The 26,044-nt window shown below is 46.4% G+C and carries 30 protein-coding genes; 12 read left to right on the top strand and 18 right to left on the bottom strand.

The features are described 5' to 3' along the window. The first annotated feature begins 57 nt into the window (after positions 1 to 57). Both FSB75_RS00935 and FSB75_RS00930 read left to right on the top strand, forming a co-directional pair. Complete coding sequence (locus FSB75_RS00935) at positions 58 to 852, top strand: ABC transporter substrate-binding protein (RefSeq protein ID WP_146781528.1); 795 nt, start codon at positions 58 to 60, stop codon at positions 850 to 852. 9 nt (positions 853 to 861) lie between these two features. Further along, the gene (locus FSB75_RS00930) at positions 862 to 1,935 is read left to right on the top strand and encodes a hypothetical protein (protein ID WP_146781526.1); all 1,074 of its coding nucleotides are present in this window, start codon (positions 862 to 864) and stop codon (positions 1,933 to 1,935) included. On the opposite strand, the gene FSB75_RS00925 is transcribed toward FSB75_RS00930, so the two are convergent. After that, the gene (locus FSB75_RS00925) at positions 1,882 to 3,963 is read right to left on the bottom strand and encodes a PAS domain S-box protein (RefSeq protein WP_146781524.1); all 2,082 of its coding nucleotides are present in this window, start codon (positions 3,961 to 3,963) and stop codon (positions 1,882 to 1,884) included. The two genes, FSB75_RS00930 and FSB75_RS00925, sit on opposite strands and share 54 nt — an antisense overlap. 466 nt (positions 3,964 to 4,429) lie before the next feature. Here FSB75_RS00925 and fbaA point away from each other — a divergent pair, with 466 nt between their 5' ends. The 6 genes from fbaA to FSB75_RS00895 all read left to right on the top strand — a co-directional run bounded on the left by fbaA (position 4,430) and on the right by FSB75_RS00895 (position 10,186). Then, on the top strand, positions 4,430 to 5,497 hold the full coding sequence (gene fbaA, locus FSB75_RS00920; RefSeq protein WP_146781522.1) for a class II fructose-bisphosphate aldolase: 1,068 nt from the start codon (positions 4,430 to 4,432) through the stop codon (positions 5,495 to 5,497). Positions 5,498 to 5,695: 198 nt separating this feature from the next. After that, the gene (locus FSB75_RS00915) at positions 5,696 to 6,754 is read left to right on the top strand and encodes a class I fructose-bisphosphate aldolase (protein ID WP_146781520.1); all 1,059 of its coding nucleotides are present in this window, start codon (positions 5,696 to 5,698) and stop codon (positions 6,752 to 6,754) included. A gap of 281 nt (positions 6,755 to 7,035) precedes the next feature. After that, on the top strand, positions 7,036 to 7,992 hold the full coding sequence (locus FSB75_RS00910; protein WP_146781518.1) for a CvpA family protein: 957 nt from the start codon (positions 7,036 to 7,038) through the stop codon (positions 7,990 to 7,992). Between the two features lie 179 nt (positions 7,993 to 8,171). Then, a complete protein-coding gene (locus tag FSB75_RS00905) occupies positions 8,172 to 8,564 on the top strand; it encodes a hypothetical protein (RefSeq protein ID WP_146781515.1) in 393 nt (130 codons plus the stop codon). 136 nt (positions 8,565 to 8,700) lie between these two features. After that, positions 8,701 to 9,723, top strand: a complete 1,023-nt coding sequence (locus tag FSB75_RS00900) for a fatty acid desaturase (RefSeq protein ID WP_227990735.1) — start codon at positions 8,701 to 8,703, stop codon at positions 9,721 to 9,723. 58 nt (positions 9,724 to 9,781) lie between these two features. Beyond that, a complete protein-coding gene (locus FSB75_RS00895) occupies positions 9,782 to 10,186 on the top strand; it encodes a response regulator (protein ID WP_146781511.1) in 405 nt (134 codons plus the stop codon). A gap of 54 nt (positions 10,187 to 10,240) precedes the next feature. On the opposite strand, the gene FSB75_RS00890 is transcribed toward FSB75_RS00895, so the two are convergent. The 3 genes from FSB75_RS00890 to ribD form a co-directional block, all read right to left on the bottom strand. Then, entirely contained in the window at positions 10,241 to 11,359 is a 1,119-nt protein-coding gene (locus FSB75_RS00890; protein WP_146781509.1) for a lactonase family protein, read from the bottom strand. A gap of 91 nt (positions 11,360 to 11,450) precedes the next feature. Further along, complete coding sequence (locus FSB75_RS00885) at positions 11,451 to 12,047, bottom strand: IMPACT family protein (RefSeq protein ID WP_146781507.1); 597 nt, start codon at positions 12,045 to 12,047, stop codon at positions 11,451 to 11,453. Positions 12,048 to 12,104: 57 nt separating this feature from the next. Further along, complete coding sequence (ribD, locus tag FSB75_RS00880) at positions 12,105 to 13,181, bottom strand: bifunctional diaminohydroxyphosphoribosylaminopyrimidine deaminase/5-amino-6-(5-phosphoribosylamino)uracil reductase RibD (protein WP_262711944.1); 1,077 nt, start codon at positions 13,179 to 13,181, stop codon at positions 12,105 to 12,107. A gap of 34 nt (positions 13,182 to 13,215) precedes the next feature. Between ribD and prmC the strand changes: the two genes are divergently transcribed. Beyond that, on the top strand, positions 13,216 to 14,118 hold the full coding sequence (gene prmC / locus FSB75_RS00875) for a peptide chain release factor N(5)-glutamine methyltransferase (protein WP_146781503.1): 903 nt from the start codon (positions 13,216 to 13,218) through the stop codon (positions 14,116 to 14,118). Between the two features lie 58 nt (positions 14,119 to 14,176). Here the strand turns inward: prmC and FSB75_RS00870 are convergent, their stop codons facing one another. The 3 genes from FSB75_RS00870 to FSB75_RS00860 form a co-directional block, all read right to left on the bottom strand. Then, complete coding sequence (locus tag FSB75_RS00870) at positions 14,177 to 14,575, bottom strand: ExbD/TolR family protein (protein ID WP_146781501.1); 399 nt, start codon at positions 14,573 to 14,575, stop codon at positions 14,177 to 14,179. Positions 14,576 to 14,747: 172 nt separating this feature from the next. Beyond that, positions 14,748 to 15,440, bottom strand: coding sequence for a MotA/TolQ/ExbB proton channel family protein (locus FSB75_RS00865; RefSeq protein WP_146781499.1), 693 nt, complete (start codon positions 15,438 to 15,440; stop codon positions 14,748 to 14,750). Positions 15,441 to 15,537: 97 nt separating this feature from the next. Then, on the bottom strand, positions 15,538 to 15,942 hold the full coding sequence (locus tag FSB75_RS00860) for a VOC family protein (RefSeq protein ID WP_146781498.1): 405 nt from the start codon (positions 15,940 to 15,942) through the stop codon (positions 15,538 to 15,540). A gap of 45 nt (positions 15,943 to 15,987) precedes the next feature. Between FSB75_RS00860 and FSB75_RS00855 the strand changes: the two genes are divergently transcribed. Next, positions 15,988 to 16,428: a GNAT family N-acetyltransferase gene (locus FSB75_RS00855; RefSeq protein WP_146781496.1), complete on the top strand. Its 441-nt coding sequence runs from the start codon at positions 15,988 to 15,990 to the stop codon at positions 16,426 to 16,428. Between the two features lie 20 nt (positions 16,429 to 16,448). Then, positions 16,449 to 16,871: an SET domain-containing protein gene (locus FSB75_RS00850; RefSeq protein ID WP_146781494.1), complete on the top strand. Its 423-nt coding sequence runs from the start codon at positions 16,449 to 16,451 to the stop codon at positions 16,869 to 16,871. A gap of 78 nt (positions 16,872 to 16,949) precedes the next feature. Here FSB75_RS00850 and FSB75_RS00845 read toward each other — a convergent pair whose 3' ends face one another. Then, complete coding sequence (locus FSB75_RS00845) at positions 16,950 to 18,281, bottom strand: MATE family efflux transporter (protein ID WP_146781492.1); 1,332 nt, start codon at positions 18,279 to 18,281, stop codon at positions 16,950 to 16,952. A gap of 170 nt (positions 18,282 to 18,451) precedes the next feature. Here FSB75_RS00845 and FSB75_RS22185 point away from each other — a divergent pair, with 170 nt between their 5' ends. After that, a complete protein-coding gene (locus tag FSB75_RS22185; RefSeq protein WP_262711943.1) occupies positions 18,452 to 18,580 on the top strand; it encodes a hypothetical protein in 129 nt (42 codons plus the stop codon). On the opposite strand, the gene FSB75_RS00840 is transcribed toward FSB75_RS22185, so the two are convergent. From FSB75_RS00840 to ureE, 10 genes are all read right to left on the bottom strand, one after another. Beyond that, positions 18,577 to 19,281, bottom strand: a complete 705-nt coding sequence (locus FSB75_RS00840) for a DUF92 domain-containing protein (protein ID WP_146781490.1) — start codon at positions 19,279 to 19,281, stop codon at positions 18,577 to 18,579. The two genes, FSB75_RS22185 and FSB75_RS00840, sit on opposite strands and share 4 nt — an antisense overlap. An 18-nt stretch (positions 19,282 to 19,299) precedes the next feature. Next, positions 19,300 to 19,716: a hypothetical protein gene (locus FSB75_RS00835; protein WP_146781489.1), complete on the bottom strand. Its 417-nt coding sequence runs from the start codon at positions 19,714 to 19,716 to the stop codon at positions 19,300 to 19,302. Between the two features lie 750 nt (positions 19,717 to 20,466). Continuing rightward, positions 20,467 to 20,850, bottom strand: coding sequence for a DUF3037 domain-containing protein (locus FSB75_RS00830; RefSeq protein ID WP_146781487.1), 384 nt, complete (start codon positions 20,848 to 20,850; stop codon positions 20,467 to 20,469). Beyond that, positions 20,828 to 21,616: a HipA family kinase gene (locus FSB75_RS00825; protein WP_146781485.1), complete on the bottom strand. Its 789-nt coding sequence runs from the start codon at positions 21,614 to 21,616 to the stop codon at positions 20,828 to 20,830. Before FSB75_RS00825 ends, FSB75_RS00830 begins: the two co-directional genes overlap by 23 nt. Positions 21,617 to 21,730: 114 nt before the next feature. Then, a complete protein-coding gene (locus FSB75_RS00820; protein WP_146781483.1) occupies positions 21,731 to 22,399 on the bottom strand; it encodes a porin family protein in 669 nt (222 codons plus the stop codon). Positions 22,400 to 22,561: 162 nt separating this feature from the next. Further along, entirely contained in the window at positions 22,562 to 23,260 is a 699-nt protein-coding gene (locus tag FSB75_RS00815; RefSeq protein ID WP_146781482.1) for a sulfite exporter TauE/SafE family protein, read from the bottom strand. Beyond that, positions 23,253 to 24,053, bottom strand: coding sequence for an urease accessory protein UreD (locus FSB75_RS00810; RefSeq protein WP_227990734.1), 801 nt, complete (start codon positions 24,051 to 24,053; stop codon positions 23,253 to 23,255). Before FSB75_RS00810 ends, FSB75_RS00815 begins: the two co-directional genes overlap by 8 nt. Positions 24,054 to 24,061: 8 nt before the next feature. Continuing rightward, entirely contained in the window at positions 24,062 to 24,700 is a 639-nt protein-coding gene (ureG, locus tag FSB75_RS00805) for an urease accessory protein UreG (RefSeq protein ID WP_146781478.1), read from the bottom strand. A 155-nt stretch (positions 24,701 to 24,855) separates the two neighbouring features. Further along, positions 24,856 to 25,539 carry an urease accessory protein UreF gene (locus tag FSB75_RS00800; protein WP_146781476.1) on the bottom strand — a complete coding sequence of 228 codons (684 nt, stop codon included), beginning with the start codon at positions 25,537 to 25,539 and terminating at the stop codon, positions 24,856 to 24,858. Beyond that, a complete protein-coding gene (ureE, locus tag FSB75_RS00795; RefSeq protein WP_146781474.1) occupies positions 25,532 to 26,038 on the bottom strand; it encodes an urease accessory protein UreE in 507 nt (168 codons plus the stop codon). The genes FSB75_RS00800 and ureE overlap by 8 nt, the downstream gene beginning before the upstream one ends. Between the last annotated feature and the right edge of the window lie 6 nt (positions 26,039 to 26,044).

The following is a 26,044-nucleotide window of genomic DNA, read 5'->3' as shown; positions in this document are numbered from 1 at the left end:
GCCTGTCCGAATACCGTGCCAGAGCGAAGATGACGGCGGCTTTTGCATCTTTGCGCCATGTTTGTCTTTACCGATCAAATGCAACGAAGAATAACGATGGAGCAAAAGCCGCAACGCATCGTTTCCCTCGTGCCTTCGCAAACGGAATTACTGTTCCATTTGGGCTTGCGCGAAGAGGTTGTCGGCATCACCAAATTTTGCGTGCATCCGCAAGAATGGTTTCGAACCAAAACAAGAATTGGCGGAACAAAGACGCTCAATTTTGAAAAGATCAAGTCCCTGCAACCGGATTTAATTCTTGCCAATAAAGAAGAAAATACGCAAGAACAGGTAGAAGAACTGGCGAAACATTTTCCGGTTTGGGTAAGCGATGTCAATACGCTGGAAGATGCGCTGTACATGATAAGCGCCGTTGGTGAAATCACCGGGCGAAAGGAAAAAGCTACGACGCTGATTGAACAAATTCAAACCGGTTTTACTAGCCTCCAAACTCAAGACGTTAAACGTAAAATGGCTTATCTCATTTGGAAAGAACCCTACATGACTGTGGGCGGCGACACATTTATTCACGACCTGTTGACGAGAGCCGGATTTGAAAATATTTTTCAAAACAAAAACCGTTATCCGGTTATTGGCGTCGAAGAGTTGCTCATTGCCAGTTGCCAATTGCTCATCCTCTCATCCGAACCTTACCCGTTCAGGCAAAAACACATTGAAGAATTGCAAAAACAGCTGCCCAACACGAAAATAATTTTAGCCGATGGCGAAATGTTTAGCTGGTACGGAAGCCGCCTTCTTCATGCACCTGCGTATTTCCTGCAACTGCGGGAACAAATCGAAGCGATGCTGTAAATTCGGCTCATGCACGGTGAGGATAAACCATCGCGAAAGAAAAAATTCTTTCCCATCAGTACGGAGTTGCGGCAGTATTTGAAAACACACGGACGCGAAAGTGTGTTGCCCGTTTCTTACAGCGATTTACTGGAAATTAAATACGCCGTGCCGCTGCTCGACAAGGCCGGTAAAGACACCTTGTGGGAAAAAGCCCTTTACGAAAAAAACCATTGGCATTACCTCAAAGAAGGACTGATAAACCTGTACGCGATTTTAAAAACCGAAGGTGATTACACGTTTACCAAGCACCTCGACGTAGCCCGCATTGATTATTGCACCTTCGGCAATTCGCACCCTTTTCGCATCCGCATCGTCAACCGCTACAACGATAACTACGACCATTATTACATCAAAAAAGAAGATGCCTCGCGGGTGTACGGCCTGGAACTGGAACACATTCTTTCGCCCAACCGCATGACCTTTCTTACGCACAACAACACGCTGGTGGAAGAACACATTCCCGGCATTCCCGGCGACGTGTTTGTGAAAGATTATTTCGACCGGCCGGAAACGAACAAGATTCGCATTGCCAAAGAATTTGTGAAGTTCAACGAACGTTGCTTTTTACGCCTGTTGGGCGACATGCGCAGCTACAATTTTGTGGTGGAGATTACACCCGACATTGAAGATTACCAATACCGCATTCGCGCAATTGACTTTGACCAGCAATCCTACGAAGGCCGAAAGAATTTATACCTGCCGCAATTTTTCAAAGAAAATTATCCCTTTGTTGAATTAACGCTGAAGTACCTGAACAAAGATTCGATTGAGCAATACCGCGCCGAAGAACGAACGTTGATTGCTTACCGCATTGCGGCCTCGCGTTACCGCATCATGGACTTGCTGAAAATCATGTCGAAGGACAGCATCTCGACCGACGAAAAAAGAAAGCAACTCAAACATGAACTGGCCGAACATTTTCAAACAACCACCTTCAACCGCTGCAAAACAATGGGCGAGCTGGTAAAGACGACGCTTCGCGTGGCGCTAAAGCCGCACCTTTTTCGCATCCAGCGAAACTTGGGAAAGATCACCGATTGAGACTTCGATTTTATCTTCCGGCATCAATTTTTTTTCGCAATAGCCTTCTGAACTTTCTTCTGAAAACGGGAAACGGATTTGCAACCGGCATCCTTTGCCCCGGCCTGCGTTCAACGAAAACTTTCCGTTAAAGGCCCGGATGCGGCTCGAAATATTGTTCAGGCCAATGCCCTTGCTTTGAATGCCCGGGTCAAAACCTTTACCGTCGTCTTCAATCAACAGATGCGTTTCCTTTTCGCTTTGCCACAAACAAATGTTTACAACGGAAGCATTTGCGTGTTTAACGATGTTGTTTAATTGCTCCTGTAAAATTCGGTACACGGCCAGGCCCAGTTCTTTGCTTACGGGCTGGCGGTAATTGTCCACCTGGAAATTGATGTCGAAAGTGGTGCACGGCGAAAGGTTTTCAATCAGTCCTTCAATGGATTCAACAAGCGACTCCGCACAAATGGAAGGCGGCAACAAGCGGTGAGAAAGGTTTCTGATTTCGCGTATGCAGTGCATGACGTGTGTCATGGACTTGGTAAGCAAATTGTTTTTTTCCGCTTCGTTTACCAAAGCCGTTTCAAGGTAAAGTTTTACTGTGGTCAGAATTTGATTCACGTTGTCGTGAAGTTCGTGACTGAGTGTTGCTCTTTCTCTTTCCTGCGCGGCAATGATTTGTCTTGTCAGGCTTTGTTGGTAGCGCTTCTGCTCCCGTTCCAGTCTTTTTTCTATTTGCTTGCGCCGGGTAATATCCCTGATCAAAACAATGGTGTGCGGCTGATCCAGTTGATCGTTAAAAATGGAGCAGGCAATCTCGCCTATAAAGTGGCTGCCGTCCAAACAGGTAAACTCAAATTCTTTTTTGCCCTGGTCGTGCAATTGCTTGCTTAGGCAAGCCGTATCAATCTCCGGCAGAACGACATCAAAAAGTTGTGAAAAATAAATACCCGAATTTTCCGAAACACTCAATTGAAAAAGTGCGCAAGCCGCATGGTTCATGGCCTCGATACTGCCGTCTGGCTTCAGCAACAAAATCCCGTCCTGGCTGCCTTCAAATATTGAGCGGTAGCGGGTTTCACTCTTCTTCAGAATCCTGGTTGATTTTTTTCGTTGCAGGAAAAAGAAATAGATGGCGAGCAAAAACACCAGCAACAAAAAACTGATGATGCCGCCAAAAATATATTCCCGTTTCCGGCGTATCCGGAAGTGTGCAAGCACGTCGGCTTCGCGGCTGCCTACCGTAGCAATGATGGGGTAATTTTTTAATTGCCGGTAGCTGAAAAATGTGGGGAATTCGCGAATGGCATCTTTGGCAAAATACATTCCGACGGGTTGCTTTTTTACATGATCAAACAGCGGGCTGCGGCTAATGTCTTCGCCGCTGCTTTCCACCGAACCCGTGCGCCGCGAGTAGGTAATTCCTTCAGGAGAGATGAGCGACATGAGGTCGTACCGGTTCATGCTTGCCTGGTTGTAGAAGGCCATGAACGTGGACGGCTGCAATTGAATAGCGACTGTTCCGCCAAAATGCCCCTTGCTATCGTCGATGCGGCGGCTTAACACAATCACGGTTTTCCCGATGGTTTTTGATTGAATAGGCCTGCTGATGATCAGCGAGTCCTTGTGTTCTTTGTGCCATTGAAACCCCTTGCGCCCCGAGACATTTATGCGTAACGCTTCGGTTTGCAGCGGATAAGCCATAACAACGTTTCCGCTGCTGTCGGTTACAACCAGGCCGTCAAAAGAAGGCAGGTCAATCAACCCGTTTTCAAACAGTTTTTGTAGATTCGTTTTTCGGCCCAGCCGGCTGTTCTCCATCTTTACCAGTTGCAATACCGCATCGGCATCGCGAATGGTTCGGATGGTATGCTGCTCAAGCGAAATCACAAGATTGTGATGATGTTGGATAGCCGCCTGGATTGTTTCCGACCGGTCGTTTTCTATTTGCCGCGTAAGCTGTTCCCAAATTAGAAACGTCAGCAACAGGTAAAACCACACCAGCAAACCCACAAAATTGCGATGCCTGTTAAAAAATGATCGCATGAAAACGTTTGTTTGCGGTGACGAAGGCGTTGGTTAATCCGATGTATTGGGAGATGAAACCGGACTGCTTTTCTATATGCTCGGAGGATCGCAATTCCGCTGCGCAGAATGACCGTGAACAGAAAGAAGGAACGTGATTGCGTTTGCATTGGTTTTTCATATTTCTTGGATTTCGGCGTTGCCGCAAAATGACAAAACTTCTCCCACGAAAACAAGGAGCAGGGCTCTGCAGCTTAAATAAAATCAAATAGAGACAGACCGTCACAAAAAAGAAAGGCAAAAAAAGGAGGGTAATAGAATCTGCTTAGCACAACCTAAAGGAATGACTAAACAAGTTTAACTATTAACTGCCAGCCTTGCTTTCAACGCAGTCATTGCTTGCAACCCGAATTCCTTATCTTAGCCGCTACCCACGATTGCTTGCTTTTGGGTAAACCAATTATCTTCACCACCCCAAAAGAATAAAATGAAAAAATACAATCCCGGTGTGCTCTTCGGCGACGAACTGAAAGCGCTTTACCAAGATGCAAAAGAAAACGCGTTTGCACTGCCTGCCGTAAACACCATCGGCACCAACACCATTAACGCAACGCTGGAAACCGCAGCCAAAGTAAACTCACCCGTCATCATTCAATTCTCCAACGGTGGTGCGCAGTTCATTGCCGGCAAGGGAATGCCCAACGACAAGTTGCAGGGAAATATTTCCGGCGCCGTTTCCGGTGCGCTGCACATTCACAACGTGGCTAAATATTACGGCGTGCCCGTGGTTTTGCATACCGACCACGCCGCAAAAAAATGGCTGCCCTGGGTAAGCGGATTGATTGACGCCGGCGAACAATTTTTTAAAGAAAAAGGACAGCCCCTTTTCTCCTCGCACATGCTTGATCTTTCCGAAGAACCGATTGAAGAAAACATTGAAACCTCGGTTGAATTTTTCAAGCGCCTTGTCCCGTTAGGCATGGGCATTGAAATAGAACTGGGCGTAACCGGTGGCGAAGAAGACGGCGTGGACAACAGCGGCGTGGAAAACGACAAGCTTTACACGCAGCCAAAAGAAGTTGCATACGCTTTTGAAGAATTGCGCAAGGTTGGTGATTTGTTTACCGTAGCCGCGGCCTTTGGAAACGTGCACGGCGTGTACAAACCCGGCAACGTAGAGCTTCGTCCGGAAATTTTAAACAACAGCCAGCAATACATTCAACAGGAATACGGCCTTGGCGAAAAACCGGTGTATTTTGTTTTTCACGGCGGCAGCGGTTCGCCGCAAAACCAGATTCGCGAAGCCATTGGTTACGGCGCAATAAAGATGAACCTTGACACCGATTTGCAATGGGCTTTTTGGGAAGGCATTCTCGGCTTCTACAAAAAGAACGAGGGCTATTTGCAAGGCCAGCTTGGCAACCCTGATGGCGATGACAAACCCAACAAAAAATACTACGATCCGCGTGTGTGGCTGCGCAAAGGCGAGGAGAATTTTGTGAAGCGGCTGGAAGTAGCTTTTGAAGATTTGAACTGCATCAACCGCAACGCGTAATTAAGTTGGTGGCTAAAGCTACACAAGCGTAAATTGTGATTCTTATTTTATAAACTCCGGCTATCTGGCGGAGTTTTTTCTTTTACTTCACGTCAATACCCGTTGCAAAAATCATCTTCCGGCCTCAAACATCCAACCTCTAACTTCTTCTATCTTTAAGGGTGTAAAAAATTGCTTGCTATTTAAACCAACTGATTTATGTCCTCAAAGAACATTGCTGAAATTCTTGGCGACAAAGCCGGCTATCTTTTGAATCACACATCAACTACGGTTGACAAAAAGGATTTGCATCTTCCCTCTCCTACACACATTGACGACATTTGGATTAACAGCAACCGAAGCAACCAGGTTTTGCGCAGCCTGCAAACGCTGTTAAATCATGGACGTTTAAGCGGTACGGGTTATTGCAGCATCTTTCCCGTTGACCAGGGAATTGAGCACAGCGCCGGTGCATCGTTTGCGCCTAACCCAATGTACTTCGATCCGGAGAACATCATTCGTTTGGCCGTTGAAGGCGGTTGCAACGGTGTAGCCTCAACCTTCGGTGTTCTGGGCATCATGAGCCGAAAGTATGCGCACAAAATTCCTTTTATTGTCAAGATCAATCACAACGAGTTTTTAAGCTATCCCAACAAATTTGACCAGACGCTTTTCGGAACAGTAAAGAGTGCCTGGGACATGGGCGCCGTGGGCGTTGGCGCCACCATTTATTGGGGAAGTGCGGAAAGCACAAGGCAACTGAAAGAAATTGCCGAAGCTTTTCAATACGCACATGAGTTGGGCATGTGCACCATTTTGTGGTGTTACCTGCGCAACAATGCGTTTAAAGTTGACGGTGTGGATTATCATACAGCGGCGGATTTAACGGGCCAGGCCAATCACCTGGGCGTGACTTTGCAGGCTGACATCATCAAGCAAAAACTGCCCACCAACAACGGCGGCTACAACGCCGTTAAGTTTGGCAAAACACACAAACTCGTATATGAAAAATTAACCTCCGATCACCCGATTGACCTCTGCCGTTACCAGGTGTTGAATTGCTTTAGCGGACGCGTGGGTTTGATTAACAGCGGCGGCGAAAGCAAGGGTGCCAGCGACTTGCAGGAAGCCGTAACCACGGCCGTTATAAACAAACGTGCAGGAGGCATGGGACTGATTTTGGGCCGCAAAGCGTTTCAGCGTCCGTTTGCGGAAGGCATTGAATTTTTAAACGCCATTCAGGATGTTTATCTTGATCAAAACATTACGGTAGCGTAAACAATCTGTCTAATAAATTTCAAATTACAAAGAAGCCTTCAGGAGTTGAAGGCTTCTTTGTTTACAGCACTTTTACTATCCAATATTTTCTGCACTTGCCTTGTACATAGCTTATCCGTCTTCCACTTTTTGACTTCCGTTATCTGTGGCTCAAATTTTTGGCATTAGTTTTTAGGTAGGTAAATGTTAACCTGTGATTACACTCTTACCGCTCGGGTCCTGCAAGAGAAACAGTATAAAGAAGTGTAAAAGGGATTGGCTCTTCTTATAAACGGCATGATATGAACCTGATTGATGTGCTGCTTATTCTCATCGTTGTGCTGGCCATGTGGGCCGGATGGGCAAAAGGATTTATCCTTGGCATCGTGAATCTTTCGGTTTGGCTCGGAAGTTTGCTCACCGGGTTTTTCTTTTACCAGGATGTTGGTCTTCTTCTCCAAAAAGTCTTCCCCTCGCTCGGCGTCTGGAACCTGCCGATTGCTTTCATTGCAACGATTCTGTTTACCCGCTTGCTTTTTTCTTTTATCCTGAATCGCTTTATACGGCACACGCCGCGGGAAACACACCAGGCAACGGTGAACCGTGCGTTTGGCCTTGTTCCCGGATTCATTACCGGAACCATTTACGCAGCCATTGCCGCGGCTTTGCTTCTGAGCATCCCCATGTGGAACGGCCTTGCACGGGAAGCCCGTGAAAGCAAAATTGCCAACGGCCTGGGTATACAAGTAGGCTGGCTCGACGAAAAATTCTCGCCCATTTTTGGCGAAGCCGCAAAGGAAACGGTAAACCGCATCATGGTAAAACCGGAAACCGAAGAAACGGTAGAACTGCATTACACCGTAAACGATGCCACAGCCCGGCCGGACCTTGAAGCGCAAATGCTGACGTTGGTAAATGGAGAAAGAACCAAACGCGGCTTTGCACCGCTGCGACTGGATCCACAATTAACGCAAGTGGCCAGAGCGCATTCTTCCGACATGTTTGCCCGCGGTTATTTTTCACATTACACGCCTGAACGAACCGATCCATTTGACCGGATGAAAGCGGCAGGTATAACATTTACAACCGCCGGCGAAAATTTGGCGCTTGGCCGAACGCTTAAAATTTGTCACGAAGGATTGATGAATTCGCCGGGGCACAAAGCCAATATTTTAAACCCGTCATTTGGGCGTTTGGGCATTGGCATTTTGGACGGCGGGATTTACGGCTTGATGATCTCGCAGGAGTTTCGGAATTAGCCGTTCATCTCTTCAAAAGAAAATGTCAATATCATAAAGGCTGCCTGCGCAACCTCCTTTTCGCCCGTGTGAACGTAATTGCGAGATTGAATGCGCAAGATGTGATTGAGCTATGCTGAACAGGATTATAAAGCGTACCCGCCTATCGCCAGGCAGGCAAGAGTGCGAGGCAACAGAAGATGACAGTAGCTGTGCAGCCGGAAACAAAAGATCGGAAGAAAAACGCAGCCGGGTTAAAAGGGAAACGAAACTTACGAATTACCTTCTTTGGCACGGTGCTGAATGACTTCAACCGAAAAGCTAAAAGCCAAGGCAAAAGCAATGCCCTGCCAGATAGAACCTTCTTTGAAAAATGCAATGAGCATCATTACAAAGCAGAAGATGCTGACCATGACCGTAAGAGCATTTTTTTCGGAGAAATATTTTTTCATGATTTACTGGTTAGGTGGTGGATTTTACACGAGGTAACTGTACGGGCAAATATAGGCCGGATAAAGTTTTCAGCCTTTTGGTTCTCGGCAAAACCGCAGAAAACTTCGGCCAAGAGCGAAGGGCTTAAGTTTATTTTTTAAAATAAAACAGGCCTTGCGAAACAAGACTTTAAAAAGGATAAATGCTTGCCTGTAACCCGCGATTTGCATACTTTATCGAATTGTTCTGATTCTGCGAAGCGGGGCTTCCTATATTTACAAATCTCAATCAATGCGTATGAAACCGAATGATTTTATTTTTTCCGATGCACCCGAACCGCACCGCATCCGCACCAAACAGATTTTAAAACAGTACCCACAAATCCGTCACCTCATTGGCAAAAACATCGGTACGTTTTACGCCATTGTTTTTTTGGTGGCTTTTCAATTAACAGGCGCCTGGTTGCTGGCCGACAAATCGTGGTGGTGGATTGTTGGCGCCGCTTATTTGTTAGGGGCCTTTGCCGATCATGCGCTGTTTGTAATGATTCACGAAGCCACGCACAAATTGATTTTTAAAAACCCTGTTGCTAACCGGTTGGCCGGCATTTTGGCTAACCTGCCGCAATTGTTTCCGAGTGCCGTAGCCTTTGAGCGTTATCATATTAAACACCATTCTTTTCAAGGTGTGCACGAGTTGGACGCTGACCTGCCCAACCGCTGGGAAGCAAAACTGATCAACAATTATTTTATCGGCAAAGTGATTTGGTTTTTGTTCTACCCGCTCTTTCAGGCCTTTCGCGTAGCGCGGTTAAAAGAGATCAAACCTTTTGATGGCTGGATGGCACTGAACTGGGCGGCCTGTATTCTATTTACGGCAGGTGTTTGGTATTTTCTCGGACCTAAAGCCGTAGCCTTTTTAACCTTGAGCTTTTTCTTTTCCGTAGGCCTTCATCCGCTCGGCGGCCGCTGGATTCAGGAACATTACCTGGTGCACGGTCATCAGGAAACCTATAGCTATTACGGCCCGTTGAACAAGGTAGCCTTTAACGTTGGCTATCATAACGAGCACCACGATTTTCCGTCAATTCCCTGGAACAAGTTGCCGCAGATACGCCGGCAGGCTTCGGGTTATTATGATACGCTTCATTATCATACGTCGTGGACCAAACTCTTTTTCCGTTTTCTTTTCGACCAGGAATTGTCGCTGTGGTCGCGCATTGTACGCAAGAACCGCGGCAAGGTGGCGCTGACCGATGAATCGAAACCGGATGCGGAGATGAACAAAGACGAACGAAAAGAAGTGGTGGAAGTGTTATAAAATTTTCTTCACCAAATGAACCGGACAGGCGCACACCCGCCAGCGTTGGTTAAAACTTATGAGCAAACGACACATCCTTTGGGCAGACGATGACATGGACGACCTGATGTTGATGCGCCACGTGCTTCAGGACATTGGCCAGGATTATGACATTGCCGAGGTGAGCAACGGGCAGGAAGCGCTGGATTACCTTGAAAATGCGAAACGCAAGAATGACCTTCCTTCTTTGGTGATTCTTGACATGAACATGCCGGTGCTGAACGGTAAAGAAGCGTTAAGCATTATTAAAAAGGACAGTGCCTTAAGCGAAATTCCGCTGGTGTTTTTTACAACTTCTAACAGCGAGTTGGACAAGATGTATTGCAAACGCTTTGGTGTGGAGATGATTACCAAGCCGCCGCAATACAGCAGCTTAAAAGAAGCAGTGCGAAAGCTCTTAAACAGCTACCTTGACAAAGCATAAATACAACATTGGTGAACGGCTCCTTTCAGAGCCGTTTTTGTTTCCTGTCGTTTGCTAAAACTTTATCATCTTCAAACAAACCGGTTTTGGCAATTTGATTTGTTCGCCTGTGTAAGTCAGCATACCCGTTTTTGCGTCGCGTTTAAAAACGACAATGTTATCCGTCTCCTGATTTGCCGCCAACAAATATTTGCCCGAAGGCTCGATGCAAAAATTGCGCGGCGTTTCGCCCAAAGTAGATTGAAAACCCTTTAATGTCAGCTTTCCTGTTTTGTCGTCTATCTTAAAAATGGCAATGTTATTTTCTTTTCCGCGGTTGCTGGCGTATAAAAATTTTCCGTCGGGTGAAACGTGAACATCGGCGCTGCCGGGTTGAGAGCTTAACGTGTCAGGGTGCGAGAAGATGCGTTGCAGTTCGGTGAGCTTTCCGTTAGTGTATTGATAAGCCACCACCGCACCGGCCATTTCTTCAACTAAATAAGCCCACTTCCCGTTTGGATGAAAATCAAAATGCCGCGGGCCGCTGCCAGGCGTTGTTGCGGCATACGGCATTGCAGCCGGTTGCAAGGGTTTTGTTTGCGCGGGATTGAAACGATAAATCATCACCTTGTCCAAGCCAAGGTCGGGTACAAAAAGATAATCCTGTGCCGGTGAAAATACAGTGGAATGCACGTGCGCTTTTTCCTGCCGCTCTTTGTTGGCGCCCTTGCCTTCGTGTTGTATCAACTGGCTGTACGGTTGCAGGCTGCCGTCTTTGTTCACGGGAAAGGCGGCTAAACTTCCCCCCGAATAATTTCCAGCAATCACCCACCGGCCGCTTTTGCTTACCGATACATAAGCGGGGTTGTCTCCGCCGCTGGATTGCTTGTTAAATTGCGTTAGTCTTCCCGTCGAACGGTTGAATTTGAAAGCCGTAACCCCGCCGGCGTTTACGGTGCGTGTTTCGGTGCAGGCATACAGCAAAGTATCGCCGGACGCAACGGCGAGGTAAGAAGGATTCACTACACTATCGGTGTTGCTGACCCATTTTGCTTTTCCCGTGCTTGCATCAAATTGGTAAACGTAAATTCCTTTGCTGCCCGTGCCGGTGTAGGTGCCGATGAAAAGATAATATTTTTGACCGCTTGCGGCAAGGCAAAACAGAAGGCAAAAGCTTGCAAAACTTGAACGCATAGAAGGTAAATTGATGAACGTGTAAAATACGCAAATTCATTTGTGAATGCCTGCAAACAAAGAAGGTTCGCAACCTTTCCTCTTCGAACGTTTAAACCTTTCGAAGTTCTACACCCCGCAAATCACCGATGCGTTCTGTAAAGACTTTTTCTTCAGCCTTGGGCACGCCCACTTTCAACATACAAAAAAGCTGTGTTTCGTTTTGCAGCACCACGCCGCCGTAACGTTTTACGTAAATCATTACCTCGTTCATCCGCGTGTAATCAAATTGTAATTCGTATTCAACGAGGATTGGCTTTTCAACAATGGGCGACAGTTGCAGCGCCAATGATGCAGCCGTTTTATAGGTGTTGATTAAACCCGGAACGCCAAGCAGAGTTCCACCAAAATAACGCACAACGACCACCGCAACGTTCGTTAATCCCTTGCTGTCTATCTGTCCAAGAATGGGTTTGCCCGCCGAGCCGGAAGGTTCACCATCATCGCTTGCGCGAAAATTATTTCCATCAGTGCCGATGCGGTAAGCAAAACAATGGTGCGCCGCTTTTGGATGTTCTTCTTTTAAAGTCTTCAAGCCCTTTTTGAAATCATCAACGGTTGTAATTGGAAAAGCATAAGCCCAAAAGCGGCTGCCACGATCTTTGTATTCGGCCTGCGAAGGCGTTGAAACGGTTTTGTAATGCGTCATGTGCGGCGGCGAAGGTAAACGGTTTGCGGTTTGGAGTTGGGCGTTAGGAGTCCAAAACTATTTTGTGTGGCAGTTTCGATAGTAACGAAGCGTATCATTCATGATTCTTTCGCTGCTTGTCAATCGTTCGTTTGAAAGCATCGGTGCGGGCAAACCTTTGTCAATTAGCAATTGCTCGTTGGTAATGATTCTTGCTTCGTCCCACTCACCTTCGTCAATAAACGATTGCAAAAGTTTTGCGCCGCCTTCCACCAAAACACTTTGAATGCCCAAACGGTAAAGCCCGTTAAGAAATTGATGAACAAGGCTTGCGTCGTCCGTAATTTGGTAGTAATGCGTGCCGCTTACTTCTTTTGTGCTTATTTTTTCAAAAGGCAAACTGTGTTGATGTTTGTTGAAAACAATCGTTGGTATCGTTCCATCAAACAAGCGCAACGAACGCGGCAAACGCAGGTTCATGTCTACCACAATGCGAACCGGATTTCTTCCTGGCCATAGCCTTGTGTTTAATTGCGGATCGTCGTTCAAGGCCGTGTTCGTACCAACAAGAATGGCCGCTTCTTCACTTCTCCATTTGTGCACAAGGCGGTTGCTGTATTCGTTGCTGATAAAAACTCTTTCAGCGTTTGTACAGCCGATCTTTTGATTGCCGCTTTGCGCCCACTTCAAAACAACGTAGGGTCGGTGCGCCGTATGAAAAGTGAAAAAACGTTTGTTCAATTCTTTGCATTCGTTTTCCAAAACACCAAGGTTCACCTCCACTCCCGCTGCTTTTAATCTTTCAATCCCCTTGCCGTTCACTTGCGGAAAAGGATCGCGGCAACCGACAACGACGGTGGGTATTTTTTTCGAAACGATCAAATCCGCGCAGGGCGGCGTTTTGCCCCAATGCGCACAAGGTTCCAGCGAAACATAAAGCGTTGCTTTTGGAACGAGATGCAAATCGGCCTCTTTTACCGAAGCAAGGCAATTTACTTCGGCATGAGCTTGCCCGTATTGCTGGTGATAACCCTCGCCGATGATGCGGTCTTCGTAAACCAACACCGAACCGACCATCGGGTTGGGCGCTACGTTGCCGCCTGCAAGTTTTGCAAGTTGAAGACAACGGCGCATGTATGTTTCGTGTGCGTGCAAGCGCCAAAAATAAAGAATGGTTTAAGTTTGAATCATGAATCGTCGCGAAGCCAGAAAACGGTTAATTGAACATTTTGAGAAAGACCACGACAAAAGCGAAAGCAAGGCCATGGCGAATTTTATCCTCACAATATTTTGCGGGCCGGATGACAATCATTTTTCATTTTTCAATGACCAGGAGTTGACCGAAGAACAGGTCAGAAAGGTGAATGACTTGATTCGGAAATCAAAAGGAATAGAGCCGGTACAGTACGTAATGAAACAAGCTCACTTTTACGGATTGGATTTATATGTGGACAATGCCGTTTTGATACCACGACCTGAAACAGAAGAACTGGTCGACTGGATTGTAAAAGACGTGAAGGCTTCGAAAAAGAAAGTTTTTGAAGATTATTTAACGCAGGCTGATGCCACAAAAGAATTAAAGATTTTGGACATTGGCACCGGCAGCGGGTGCATTGCGCTGGCCCTGAAGAACGCGATCCCAAAAGCCGAAGTCTGGGGCTGCGATGTGAGCGATGAAGCCCTGAATGTGGCCAGGAGAAACGGTGCGCAATTGAACATTCGTGTGGACTTTCAAAGCGTTGACATTTTAGACGAAGCGCAGCAAAAATCGTTGCCAACGGTTGACATCATCGTGAGTAATCCGCCCTACATTCCCGTAGCCGAGAAAGACACAATGCCTTTGAATGTTGTACAGCACGAGCCGCATACCGCTTTGTTTGTTCCCGATAATGATGCGTTGATTTTTTATAAAGCCATCGCGCATTTTGCAAAGAAGCGTTTGTACAAACACGGCGCTATTTACCTGGAGATACACGAAAATTTGGGCAAGGAAGTCGTAAGTCTTTTTGAACAGGAAGGTTATGCGGTGGAACTAAGAAAGGACATGCAAGGCAAAGACCGAATGGTAAAGGCTGTGAGAAGTGAAACGTGAGACAAACGCGAACTTAATAGTAAAAGACTTTACTGTTTCACGTCTCACGTTTGACGTTTCACTTAATGTTCACCGCTTTTTTCACTTTCAGTTTTTCGGCGAGATTGAGTACGCGGAAGACTTCACCGTAAGACGAAGCCGTGTCGGCATTGACAATCACCGAAGGCGTGTCCACTTTTTTCCGGGCTTCGTCCACGCTGTATTTTAACAACGAGTCGAGCATGTTGCTTTCCACTTTTTTGGTGCCGATGAAGAAGTTGTTGTCTTTGTCAATGGACACAACAATAGTTTGCTTCGCTTTTGTATCCTTGGTACCGCGGGGATTGTTTACCTTTTTTAAATTTGGATTGGCAAGCGTAGAGGCAATCAAAAAGAACAGCAGCAGAATGAACAGGATGTCGTTGAGCGGTCCTGTGTGCACTTCGGTATGGGCTCTGAGTTTTCGTCTGATGTTCATGGAAAGTCAAAATTCAAAAGTCAAAAATCAAAATGGCTGCAAAGCGATAAGAACGTACAAGAGTGCGACGCAACGAAAGTTCAATGGATAGACAGACTTCCGGCTCATAAAATTTTTTCATCGAATCACATTTGCTTCGGCACATCCGCTAATCGTCAAATCAGCTAAGTCATCATCTCGTTGGTTCTTGCAAAATATCCAGGAACTCTGCGCTGGCCGCTTCCATTTTGTAAGCGGTTTTGTCCACCTGCGTCGTTAAAAAATTATAAGCCACGTAAGCCAACATACCAATGATCAAACCCGTGGCCGACGTGATGACTTTTGTATAAATACCGTTGGCCATCGTTTGAATGCTGAACTCACCACCCGTTGCAAGACTGTAAAACAATTGAAACATGCCGATAATGGTTCCCAAGAAACCAAGCAGCGGCGCAATGCCTGCGGACAGCGACAAAACAGAAAGATTGCGTTCGAGATTGTAGATCTCCAGCTTGCCAACGTTCTCCATGCTGCGCTCAATATTTTCAATGGGTTTGCCGATGCGCTGAATCCCTTTGTCAATGATGCGGCCAACGGGATTGGCCGTGTTTTTGGCAAAGCTGCGGGCAGCGGTTACGTTGCCGTTCACAATGTGGTCGCGAATGATGTTCATAAAATTGCCTTCGATGGCCGAGGCCTTACGAATGGAAAGAAAACGTTCGAAGAAAACAAAAACGGTCACGAAGAAAAGCGCCGCCAGCGGAATCATTACCCAGCCACCGAGTGTCAGCAATTCAATTAAGCTAACGCCTTTACTGGCCGCGGCGGTTTGTGAGGCAGCTTGTGCAAGGGAATCGGTTTGCAATAAAAAAAACAAGTTGAACATGCTTTTGTCTTTGGTGGTAAAAATAACGCCGTCGGGCAGTTTTTATTTTTGCAATGATAAACACGCGGCGGAAAAATGATTCATCAGAAAGAGACATTTAACGTTTGGTGTGAAGGGCGGGCTGAATCAAATCCCACAGGTTGCCGTACAAGTCTTCAAACACAAGGACTTTGCCGTAAGGTTCTTCGCTTAATTCGCGAACGATTTTTACATTGCCCGCTTTCAGGTTGGCGAGGTCTCTTGCAATGTCATCTGTGTGAAGAAATAAAAAAACCCGTCCACCAGTTTGATTGCCCACAGCGTTTTGTTGTTCCTCGTTGGCCGCTTTGGCAAGCAACAAACGGCATCCGTCTTCGCCTTTTGGCTTTATCACGACCCAGCGTTTTGTTTCGCTCATTCTTGCGTCTTCTACCAATTCGAAGCTTAATTTTTGTGTATAGAAGGCAATGGCTTCGTCGTAATCAGCCACCACCAAAGCCAGTTGTGCAATGCGTTGGTTCATGCCCGTAAAGAAACGAAATAAGGGAGATGCCTTTATCTTTAATTCATGCAGTTTCGGGAAGCAAGAGCAGATGACATTGCGCAAATACAAAGAGTGCGGCATTCGGTGAATGAAAATGTTTTGTCCGATCCGGCCCTCGTACCCGATAGTGATGTTCTCGATTACATCACGCAACGCGGCAAGGGCTGGGTTTGTGAAGACGGCGAACGCATCGTTGGTTTTTCCATTGCCGATGTCAAAGGCAATAACATCTGGGCCTTGTTTGTTGAACCTGAATTTGAGCGCAAAGGCATTGGCAAAAAATTACATCAACTGATGCTCGACTGGTATTTTTCGCAGACGGATAAAACGGTTTGGTTGAGTACCGCGCCGCGTTCGCGTGCCGAACGTTTTTACCGCAAAGCCGGCTGGACGGAAACAGGCATTTACGGCAAAGGCGAAATAAAGTTTGAAATGGCGAAAGAGCAGTGGGGAAACAATCACTGAACGATCAATTAGTTTTCATTATGGCGTTGTTGGAAAAGGATCTCGAAATAAAACCATCCGGACTTCCCGGTGCGGGACAAGGATTGTTCACAAAAACAGCCGTTGCTAAAGGCACCCGCATCGTTGAATACAAAGGCACGATCACCACGTGGGAAGAAGCAAAGAAGGACGCCACAAACGGTTATATCTATTTTTTAAAGCCCAATTATGTTATTGACGGAAGAGATCATCCAAAATCATTGGCACGATACGCAAACGATGCGGCCGGTTTGGTTCGCGCAAAAGACAAAGGAAACAACGCAAGGTTTGAAGCCGATGGCTTGCGTGTTTTCCTGGTGGCAACAAAAGACATAAAAGCCGGCGAAGAAATTTTTGTGAGCTACGGGAAAAAGTATTGGGATACGGTGAGAAAGAACAGTGCAATTGATAAAGCAAAGCAGTGAGCAACCAGTTTTCTACTATCAATAGAAATTTCGTTACAATGCACCATTTATAGTTCCAAACTCATAACCGACGGCTGATTACTGATGGCCCATTTTCTTTGTCATCTTTAAAAAGCGAGTGATTAAAAAAACAGACGCAAACGTAAGACCGATCACAAAGCCCGTCCACATGCCCGCAGCGCCCATGCCGGCTTTGAAAGCCAGCAAATAACCCACCGGGATGCCGACAACCCAATACGCAATGCCGATAAGAATCGTCGGCGTTCTCACATCTTTAATGCCACGTAGTAAGCCTGCGCCAATGGCCTGCGTTGCATCGGAAATTTGAAAGATGGCCGCAAACAAAATCAACAGTGTGGCCATTGCGTACACTTCTTTGTTTGTGGTGAACAAGCCGGGTAATTTGTTTCGGAACAAAACAAACATGGCGGCGCAAAAAACACCGTAGGCAAAAGCCGTGATCAAAGTGCTTCGGCCTATGACAGAAATTTTTTTCCAGTTGCCCGTACCAGACGTATTGCTTACGCGAATAGAACCCGCTTGTCCCAATCCCATCGAAACCATAAACGTAAAGGAAGCGCAGCTTAACGCAATTTGATGTGCCGCCTGCGACACCGCACCGATAGTACCAATGATAATACCCGATACCGCAAAGGCGCCGGCCTCCATGCCAATTTGCAAAGCACTGGGGACACCAATGCCCAGTAATTCACGCCAGGTTTTTTTCTGAAACAACCACTGGCTTTTGTGCACCAGCGTAAAGGGTTTGAAGGTTTTGTGTTGCAACACCACGATCAATAAAATGAGAAAGGCAAGCGAACGTGTGATAAGCGTAGCCCAGCCCGCACCCACCAGTTCAAGCCGTGGAAAACCCCAGTTGCCGTAAATAAGAAGCCAGTTCAAAAAAACATTCAGCGGCATGGACAGAAGCGAGAGCGCCATGGCCGTTCGTGTGTATTGCAAGCCATCGGCAAACTGCTTTAAGGTCATGAACAAAAGCATGGGAACAATGGAAAGACTCATCATCTTCATAAAGGGCAAAGCGTATTGAACCACCTCAGGGTCTTGCCCCAGATGATGCAAAAAATTTCGTCCCAGTACCAGCGAAAAAGAAATGACGAAAGCCGTTAGCGCACACAAACAAAAACCGTTGAAGAAATAATGCGAGACGGCTTTTTCATCGCCTTTGCCGTGCGCTAATGAAACCATTTGCGAAACCGATATCGTCATGCCGATGCCAAGTACAAAGGGAATGTTGGTAGCCTGAATCACCAACGCAGCCGCAGCCAGTTGTTTGTAACTGATGCCGCCAACCATAGCCGTATCAATGATGTGCAAGGCCATCTGCGCCAGTTCGCCAACGATGATGGGCAAGGCAAGCTTTATCGTTTGCAAAGCTTCTTTTCGCATAAACATTGAAAAAAGGACGAAGGTAAAGCAAGCGGCTTTGCGGTTGTCGTAGTTTTCCGATAAGCGGTTGCGCAGTAGTACGCAATTTTTAAAAACTGTAACCCTGTGGCTTTGTGTTTGCTAATGCCTTCTTTATTTTAGAAACACAATTCCTTTTAAAGCCATCAACAATGAAAGCCCTTACAAAAAAATTGCTTCTTGCCAAGCCTGCAGAGCTTCTTCGCAATCTGTCCATCTCACTTCTTTGCATCGGGTTTATTGCACTCATGCTTTACGTATTGATCAACAGTCCGGCTTAAATGTAGAGAAGTAAAAAAGCACATAAAGCGGCAATTGCCGTGTTTAAAAAATTAACGGCATCGTTCCCCATAATGCCTCTTCGCTCTAGGGTTGCGCCAAGGTAAGAATCAGCAAGATTGCCGATTGTTCCGGCAACAACAATCCATAAATATTCGCGACGCCATCCGCTGCCAATTGCATATACCGTAGCAACAATTGCACTTCCCGCAAGACCAAAGAAAATTCCTTCCACACTGATGACACCGTCGGCGCCGCGGCGGCCTTTTTTAAACGAAAGAATGTCGTAAAATTTTCGTCCGTACACGCTGCCTAATTCCGAAGAAACGGTGTCGGCTGTTGCTGAAGAAAAAGATGCAGCCATCAACAATAAAAACGTTGGTGCGTATTGCGGAAAGAGGACAGAAAGCAGTCCAAGCAAACCCGCAACGCCGCCGTTTGCCAACACTTGCCCAACACTTCTTCGTCCTTTATTCTCTTGTGCGATTCCCAGGGTTTGCTTTGTATTTTTTTTCCAGGATGTTGCCAGCGTACCCAGTAAAAAGAAAGCAGCCATTAACGCAATGCCCATCCATTCTACACCAAAAAATATAATTACACCCAAAGCACCGCCGGTTAACGCAGCCGCTAAGGTTAACTTTTTCGCCAGCACCGATGCGGCTACGCCCAGGCAAATAAAACAGAGGAAAAGAAAAAGATTCAAGGAGAATTGTTTTGAAAATTACTTTATGAGCAGCTTGTGAAACTTTGCCAGTTCGGTTGTTTCCGTTGGTGACAGGTCTTCGTTATTCATGCATTTTGCCTGGAAGAAAAGCACTCTTTTGTGTTGCGGGTATTTGGCCAAAATCTCTTCAATCATTTTGATCGAAGCCTCGTCTTTTTTAAACAGAGGTTCCGAAACCGGCAAGGATGATTTGTATTTCTTTGGCCGCTTAAGGATGATAGCTTCCAGTGTGGCTAATTTGTTTGGCGGAAGTCCTTTGATGCGTTCCGCTTTTTTGTACAAGCCTTCCAGTTGGCGCTTGCTCAAACTTCCCCGCACGAGGTATTGGTGCGAAAGACTCTGCACAAAATCAGATTCGGGATAAGCTTTTAAAGCCGCCGATAGAATATCGCTAACAACATCAACGTGAGACATGGAAATGAGTAATGAATGATCAGCAATGCGTAAAATACGAAAGCGGCAAACGTTTGCTTAACAGCGATGCCAAATCCGCAATGAAATTAAGCACAGCCGCACTCATTACGCATGTTTTAACGACACAAAGAAAAAATCCCCTCAAAAGGGGACCGTTCGTTAAACGCACCAACTGCCGGATGTTCATGCGGACAAAAGTTGGTCGCCTGCCGGTTTTAAACAGGATCAGAAATACGTTGGCACAATTGGATAATAAAACGGAGCGGGTATGATGGATTTGAAAAAAACGAAAGAAAGAAGTTGACTGATATTAGATTTTAGATGGCTTTCACGGAACAGGATTCTAAAAAACTTACTGGACGGTATTTTAGGATTTTGGATAGATTCGGCTTTTCAAGGCATTGGATAGATTGATACTGCTATCAATCAACTTCTGCCACAAAACTACTCCGTTTGGGTTAGGCCGGCAAGGGCAAGATTGCCCATTTTTTTGCATATGGAATTTACACACAGCATCGTAGATGAACGGAAAGCGGAATGGGACTTTTACGATGCGAAAGGAAGATGATGGATGACAGATAGCGGATGTAGGATGTAGGATGCCTGAGGTTAGAAGACGGACGGCGATTGACGCATTTGAGAGAAAAAACTCCTTTTTTTCTCCGGCACCTTACTGCCTATCTCCTGTTTTCTATCATCATACTGCTGATGTCCAATATCCGTCATCTGTCATCGGTCATCTGCCACCAACTACAACACCAACTGTTCAAAAAGCTTCTGCAATGTTTCGTCAGGGTCTTTGCAAAAGCCGGGATGCACTTTGGAGGTTTGCACAATGGTGCTGCGTGTGGCCGTAAGCCAGCGAAAGCGGGAAGAAAGATCAAGGCTGCCGATAGAACCGGCTTCCTTGCTGCCTTTGCAAATGCTTTCAAACGAAAGAAGATGATCTTCTACGTCGCCGCATTCAAGCGTCGGACACAAAACGTTTAGCCGTTTTTGGTCGAGCTTGTAAACACAGTTCAAGTATTTTTTTTGCTTGCAATAAAGAATGATGCCCACGTTCAGAAACTCTTCCCGTTCCACTCGCGGCACCACGCGAATCACGGCGTATTCAAACAAGCGTTTGTCGGGCATGTTGCACATCGTTTACAAAATTGAGGGAAAGGCGGTTTGTTAAGAATTGAACGTAAACATCCCGGATGTTTTCAACCGGTTCCGGTGCAAGGAGCACCAGCCACTCGTCGGGCACAAGCGAAACAATTTCTTTTATTTTCTGTGGCGTGATGACTGCACGGGCTTTGCTGTCTGCGTTTTCCATCTCCGTTGCCCAGGGCAACAACACGTGGTCTTTGATCAAGGCAAACGGCCGTCGGCTTTGCTCTTCCCACCGCTCCCAGTTATGATGAAAATAAAGCGAGGCGCCATGGTCAATGAGCCAAAGTTCTTTGTACCAGACAAGCATGTTGGTGTTACGTGCCGTGCGGTCAACGTTGGTAATAAAACTGTCGAGCCATACAATTTGCGAAGCCAGGCCTGCGCCCACCTTTGTCACGTTCGGATCAAAGGTGATGGCCCCGGGTAAATAATGCAAGGCCAGATTTAATCCTTCGCTTGCTTTCAACAGGTCCTGTATTTCTTCGTCGGGCTCCGTACGGCCAAACGCGGGATCAACATTGGCAAAGACAATCTCCGGCACTTTTAATCCCATTGCTCTCGCAACCTCGCCGCCAATCAGTTCTGCTATCAACGATTTAATTCCCTGCCCCGCCCCGCGAAATTTCAGCACGTATAAAAAATCATCGTCCGCTTCTACAATCGCCGGCAGCGAGCCGCCTTCGCGCAGCGGCGTTACGTAGCGGATAACCTCAACGGTACGAAGCGACAGCGTTTTTTCTTCCATGTAATTGCACTTGATGAAGGCTTGAAAATTAGGCAGAAATTTTTTGGCGCAGAAAACAACAAAACAAAAGCCACTTCGCAAGAGGAAGTGGCTTTTACGGCGTCTATAATTTTATCAGAAACGAAAGCCCAACCCGATCTTGAACGCACGGTTATACGAATCGAAGCTTTGGCCTTTGTCCACTTTTGAAAGACCGTGATCGTAAGCCGCAGTAATATTGAAACCGTTTGCAAACTGGTAGCCAACACCGCCGGCCAACGCAAAGTCCCAGGGATTAAACTGGTTTTTTGCATCGGTTGTGTTGTCAACAATGTTGAAGCCCAAAGCACCCGCCGTTGTGCGCAACTTTGCGCCGACGAGATAAGAAGCTTGCGGCCCTGCAAAAAGCTGCAAGCCGTTTAGGTTCACTTTAGCCAAAACCGGAACGTCAATATAGCTTGTGTTGAGCGAGGCTTTTGCACCGGCACTTAAAAAATCAGCGCCTTTTAAACTGAACGTGCCGTTTAGTTCATAGCCCTTTTGCGAATAGTAAACAGCGGGTTCAATTGAAACGTTTTCTGCAAGGGGAATGTTTGCATATCCGCCGCCAAAAAAGCCGGTGTGGTTACTTGCCGTTACGGCGCCGGCCGAAAAATTAATCAGGCCTTGCAAACTGTTCATGGCCTGGCCCGATAAACCCGCATAGGAAACACCGCCACGAAGACCGAACGAAGGCGAAGATGATTGCGCAAAAACAAAGGAAGACAAAGCAAAGGAAGCAAGGAGTAAAAAATGTTTTTTCATAAAATGAGGGAACGTGGTTTGTGGTCGTTCGGTTCGTGAGAAAGCAAACGCATCGCCATGTTTCGTTAGCGTTTGTTAAAGGGCCTTCTATTTTATGAATGTTTAACAAAGAAAGAAGCCCGCATGAAGCAAGACAACAAAATGATTGTCGAAGCAACTTTGTCACCAGTTTAAAAACACCATCCCTGCGCCGCACAACAAAATGGTAAAGCCGCCCAAGGCGTGCAGGTAACGTTCCAGCTTATCCGTCTTAAAAAAACTTAAGCCGTAAAAACCGGCGAACACCATCAGCATCATGGTCAAAAGTGTAAACAAGGTGTAAACAACAATAAGCAAAAACATATTGCTTGCCGAATGCTTTGCCGCCGGAAAATAAAGCAGCGGGATCATGGGTTCGCACGGACCTAAAACAAATACGATAAACATAACCCAGGGCGTTACCTTGTGCCGTTCATTTATCGCTACTGCTTCGCCGTGTTTGTGTTCAAAAACATAAACCGAACCGTCGTCATTCACATCAAAATGTTTGTGCCGCTTGTTGCTCTTTACCCTGATCAGGCCCCAAATGCAATAAAGAAAACCAAAGCCCAAAAACGTCCAGCCCGCAATGCCACCCCGTACCGATTCAAGCCAGCCGATTTTTGTCACGGACCAACCCAATGCAGCACCGCCAAGACCCAGCAGCACCGAACTTCCTACGTGACCGGCGCCGCAGATCATCGTCCAAAAAAGTGTTCGCGCAAGTGACCATTCCCTTGCCTTCGACAAGGCAACAAAAGGCAGGTAGTGATCAGGCCCGGCCAGCGTGTGAAAAAAAGAAACCGAAACGGCCGCCAACAAGAGCAATTGAACTTCAGACATGGGCTTTTGCTTTTGAAACAACGAGTGAGGTTGACAACTGAACGAAAGCGGCAATGCGCTGAAGCAAGATAAAAAGCTGTTCAGCTTTGCAGCCAAGCAACCGCAGAACAAATCCATTAACAGGCAAAGCACTGATGCCAAAACTGATGTCAACACTGCTTTCCAAATCAGCCGCAAGCCTGTTAATCAGTTCATCCACATTAGCGCTATCCTTGATGTAAAGAAAACTTGCCTGGTGCGTATAACCTTCCATTTGTCCAAGTCCTGCCAGGTTCATTTCAGCGGGCTTGATGAAAACATTTTCTTTGACAATCAAGCATTCGTTTCGATAAATCTCCGTTATGCTGTGAAATGAAGTGAACTGAAAAATTTCATCGTTCAACTTGCGTCCGCAACTGATTACTTCTCCCCAGATGAGCGAACAGCGGTCTGCCAAAAAAAACTTATTGCGGGTAGTAAACGAAGAACCCTTGTGCGGAACAACAGGATGCGGCAAATAAACAAACGACGCACCCGCTTCCAGGTTGATGTTCATGCTTTGCACCGCGCCTTTTTCCATTTGATAAATGCGTTGATAGGATTGGGTTTGCAGCGTGGTTGCCGTCCCTTCTCCAAGCCGGATCTGAAAATTATATTCGTCGCCATCGAGCATTCCCGGCGAAGAACTCATGAGCATCAGAAGCAGTCCTTTTTTGCTTTTATCTTCCGTTATATCGCCCAATTTAAACGGCGCGTCGCAAAACGAGTTCTTTAGAAAAGTTTTTCCGTCACGCAACGCTGTTTCGATATGCACAACCGCTTTTAACGCCACAACTTCCCCTCCGCTACTTCTTCTGTCAGCGCATATTTTTTTATCCAGGCTATTACGCTGTCTACTCCTTCAAGATTCATCAGGTTTGTAAAAACAAAAGGCGCACCTTTTCGCATCTTTCGTGCATCGTGTTCCATCACGGTTAAATCCGCATTTACGTAAGGCGCCAGATCAATTTTGTTTATCACCAACAAATCTGAACGCGTAATACCCGGACCGCCTTTGCGAGGAATTTTATCGCCTTCTGCTACGTCAATTACAAAGATGGTCAGGTCGGCAAGATCGGGACTAAAAGTTGCCGAGAGATTATCGCCGCCGCTTTCAATGAAAATGATTTGCACATCGGGAAAACGTTGTGCCATTTCTTCCACGGCTTCAAGATTCATGCTGGCGTCTTCGCGAATGGCCGTGTGCGGACAACCGCCTGTTTCTACGCCGATGATGCGTTCAGACGGCAACAAGCTGTTCTTCGTTAAAAAATCCGCGTCTTCTTTTGTGTAGATGTCGTTCGTAATAACACCGATGCTATAATCATCGCTCATCTTGCGGCTCAATCTTTCGATCAAAGCCGTTTTGCCTGAACCTACGGGTCCGGCAATACCGATTTTTATATACGTTCTTTCTTGCATTTTTTATGGACTTAACTTTTGTAATTCTATTGAACTTTCGTTGTGTCACTCACTTGTGCGTTCGGTAATTCTATTCAGCAAAATGTTCCGTCGCCACATTATCAGTTATGACTACAACCTACTCTTACCTTAAAAAGTTTTTAACTCCTAACTCCTCACGACATATACAACCGTGAGTACAACCGCTCGTGCTGCATACACCGAATGTCAAACCCAGCACAGCATAAGCCAATCAAATCACGGTTTGGCACCATTGCCTTTTCCGCCAGGTCTTCAATCAAATTATGAAGCGAAAACAAAATTTCCTGTCCTTCTGTTTGACCAAGCGGAATCATTTTCACGCTATTTGTTACCATACCCGCTGCGCTGTTGTAAAAAAATCCGGTCAGCGATTCTTTTTTCGAAATCTTCATCAGACAAGCAAGCAAACCAAACGCAAGAGAATAATGTCCCTTTGCCTCGCCGGATACAATGGCATCGCGGTATTGCAGAATGAACGAATGCGCTTGCAGCGACGAGAATATTTTCAACAGCCGCAGCCCGAGTTTCTGACTTGCCAGCCGCATTTCTTTTGGCAGCTTTACCGCTGTGCATTCCTCGTCCAATTTCAGCAACGTATAAAAATCGTTTTGTTCCGCCGCATCATACGCCAGCGAAACAAAGGCCGCATCGGTATAAAAAATATTTTGCGCCAGTTGCGCTGTCACAAACTCGTTTGCTGTTTGCTTGTTTTTTACCAAGCCAAGCTGCACGTAGGTTTCCAACCCCGTCGAATGTGAGAAACCGCCAATGGGCAAAGCCGGATCGCACAATTGCAACAAGGAAAGCAGTTTATTCATTCGTTGTTGTCAGCTTTAAAATTTTTGAAAACAAACTTTCGCCGCCCGCATGTGCGTGAGGCGAAACAGTTGTGCGCAAGCCGTTCAGCAATTTTCTTTTTTCAACGATCGCCTCAAAGCCGGAAGCCCGTAACAGCCGATGCGTGGGTGCATCATATGGAATGAGCAAGCAATCATCTTCGTAGAAAAGCGGCAAATGCTTGTTGCCGATTTCGTAACAAACCAAGGCCATCTCGTGCATTGTGGAAGGCTTCAGCACAATGGCTTCACAGGGCAATACATCAACAACAATCAATACTTCTTCATCAGCAAACAAAACATCGTCTTGCTGCAGGTTCTGTGCTTCTTTTAAAAACTTAAACGTTACTTCTCTCCCGTTCTCCGTTCGCTTGTGCAAAATGCGTTTGGTGCATTCGTACCATTCAAGCGGCAAACGATCAATCTTTTTTTCCCCAACAGAGAAAGACGACAGGTTTCCTATTTTCTTTTTAATCAACATGGCGTT

The sequence above is a fragment of the Flavisolibacter ginsenosidimutans genome, assembly GCF_007970805.1.
In the GTDB taxonomy this organism is placed as follows: Bacteria; Bacteroidota; Bacteroidia; order Chitinophagales; family Chitinophagaceae; genus Flavisolibacter; species Flavisolibacter ginsenosidimutans.
The sequence above is the reverse complement of the archived record's forward strand: the minus strand, read 5'-3'. Positions and strand labels throughout refer to the sequence as shown.

Excerpts from the sequence above, each read along its gene's own strand:
- FSB75_RS00895 (WP_146781511.1), top strand. The coding sequence starts at position 9,782 with ATGAGCAAACGACACATCCTTTGGGCAGACGATGACATGGACGACCTG.
- FSB75_RS00925 (WP_146781524.1), bottom strand. The coding sequence starts at position 3,963 with ATGCGATCATTTTTTAACAGGCATCGCAATTTTGTGGGTTTGCTGGTG.
- FSB75_RS00890 (WP_146781509.1), bottom strand. The coding sequence starts at position 11,359 with ATGCGTTCAAGTTTTGCAAGCTTTTGCCTTCTGTTTTGCCTTGCCGCA.
- FSB75_RS00800 (WP_146781476.1), bottom strand. The coding sequence starts at position 25,539 with ATGAATAAACTGCTTTCCTTGTTGCAATTGTGCGATCCGGCTTTGCCC.
- ureE (WP_146781474.1), bottom strand. The coding sequence starts at position 26,038 with ATGTTGATTAAAAAGAAAATAGGAAACCTGTCGTCTTTCTCTGTTGGG.
- ureG (WP_146781478.1), bottom strand. The coding sequence starts at position 24,700 with ATGCAAGAAAGAACGTATATAAAAATCGGTATTGCCGGACCCGTAGGT.
- FSB75_RS00850 (WP_146781494.1), top strand. The coding sequence starts at position 16,449 with ATGGCGTTGTTGGAAAAGGATCTCGAAATAAAACCATCCGGACTTCCC.
- FSB75_RS00915 (WP_146781520.1), top strand. The coding sequence starts at position 5,696 with ATGTCCTCAAAGAACATTGCTGAAATTCTTGGCGACAAAGCCGGCTAT.
- prmC (WP_146781503.1), top strand. The coding sequence starts at position 13,216 with ATGAATCGTCGCGAAGCCAGAAAACGGTTAATTGAACATTTTGAGAAA.
- FSB75_RS00935 (WP_146781528.1), top strand. The coding sequence starts at position 58 with ATGTTTGTCTTTACCGATCAAATGCAACGAAGAATAACGATGGAGCAA.
- FSB75_RS00870 (WP_146781501.1), bottom strand. The coding sequence starts at position 14,575 with ATGAACATCAGACGAAAACTCAGAGCCCATACCGAAGTGCACACAGGA.
- FSB75_RS00930 (WP_146781526.1), top strand. The coding sequence starts at position 862 with ATGCACGGTGAGGATAAACCATCGCGAAAGAAAAAATTCTTTCCCATC.
- FSB75_RS00900 (WP_227990735.1), top strand. The coding sequence starts at position 8,701 with ATGAAACCGAATGATTTTATTTTTTCCGATGCACCCGAACCGCACCGC.
- FSB75_RS00905 (WP_146781515.1), top strand. The coding sequence starts at position 8,172 with ATGACAGTAGCTGTGCAGCCGGAAACAAAAGATCGGAAGAAAAACGCA.
- FSB75_RS00845 (WP_146781492.1), bottom strand. The coding sequence starts at position 18,281 with ATGCGAAAAGAAGCTTTGCAAACGATAAAGCTTGCCTTGCCCATCATC.
- FSB75_RS00855 (WP_146781496.1), top strand. The coding sequence starts at position 15,988 with ATGCAGTTTCGGGAAGCAAGAGCAGATGACATTGCGCAAATACAAAGA.
- FSB75_RS00885 (WP_146781507.1), bottom strand. The coding sequence starts at position 12,047 with ATGACGCATTACAAAACCGTTTCAACGCCTTCGCAGGCCGAATACAAA.
- fbaA (WP_146781522.1), top strand. The coding sequence starts at position 4,430 with ATGAAAAAATACAATCCCGGTGTGCTCTTCGGCGACGAACTGAAAGCG.
- FSB75_RS00820 (WP_146781483.1), bottom strand. The coding sequence starts at position 22,399 with ATGAAAAAACATTTTTTACTCCTTGCTTCCTTTGCTTTGTCTTCCTTT.
- FSB75_RS00835 (WP_146781489.1), bottom strand. The coding sequence starts at position 19,716 with ATGTCTCACGTTGATGTTGTTAGCGATATTCTATCGGCGGCTTTAAAA.
- FSB75_RS00860 (WP_146781498.1), bottom strand. The coding sequence starts at position 15,942 with ATGAACCAACGCATTGCACAACTGGCTTTGGTGGTGGCTGATTACGAC.
- FSB75_RS22185 (WP_262711943.1), top strand. The coding sequence starts at position 18,452 with ATGAAAGCCCTTACAAAAAAATTGCTTCTTGCCAAGCCTGCAGAGCTT.
- FSB75_RS00830 (WP_146781487.1), bottom strand. The coding sequence starts at position 20,850 with ATGCCCGACAAACGCTTGTTTGAATACGCCGTGATTCGCGTGGTGCCG.
- FSB75_RS00910 (WP_146781518.1), top strand. The coding sequence starts at position 7,036 with ATGAACCTGATTGATGTGCTGCTTATTCTCATCGTTGTGCTGGCCATG.
- FSB75_RS00815 (WP_146781482.1), bottom strand. The coding sequence starts at position 23,260 with ATGTCTGAAGTTCAATTGCTCTTGTTGGCGGCCGTTTCGGTTTCTTTT.
- FSB75_RS00865 (WP_146781499.1), bottom strand. The coding sequence starts at position 15,440 with ATGTTCAACTTGTTTTTTTTATTGCAAACCGATTCCCTTGCACAAGCT.
- FSB75_RS00825 (WP_146781485.1), bottom strand. The coding sequence starts at position 21,616 with ATGGAAGAAAAAACGCTGTCGCTTCGTACCGTTGAGGTTATCCGCTAC.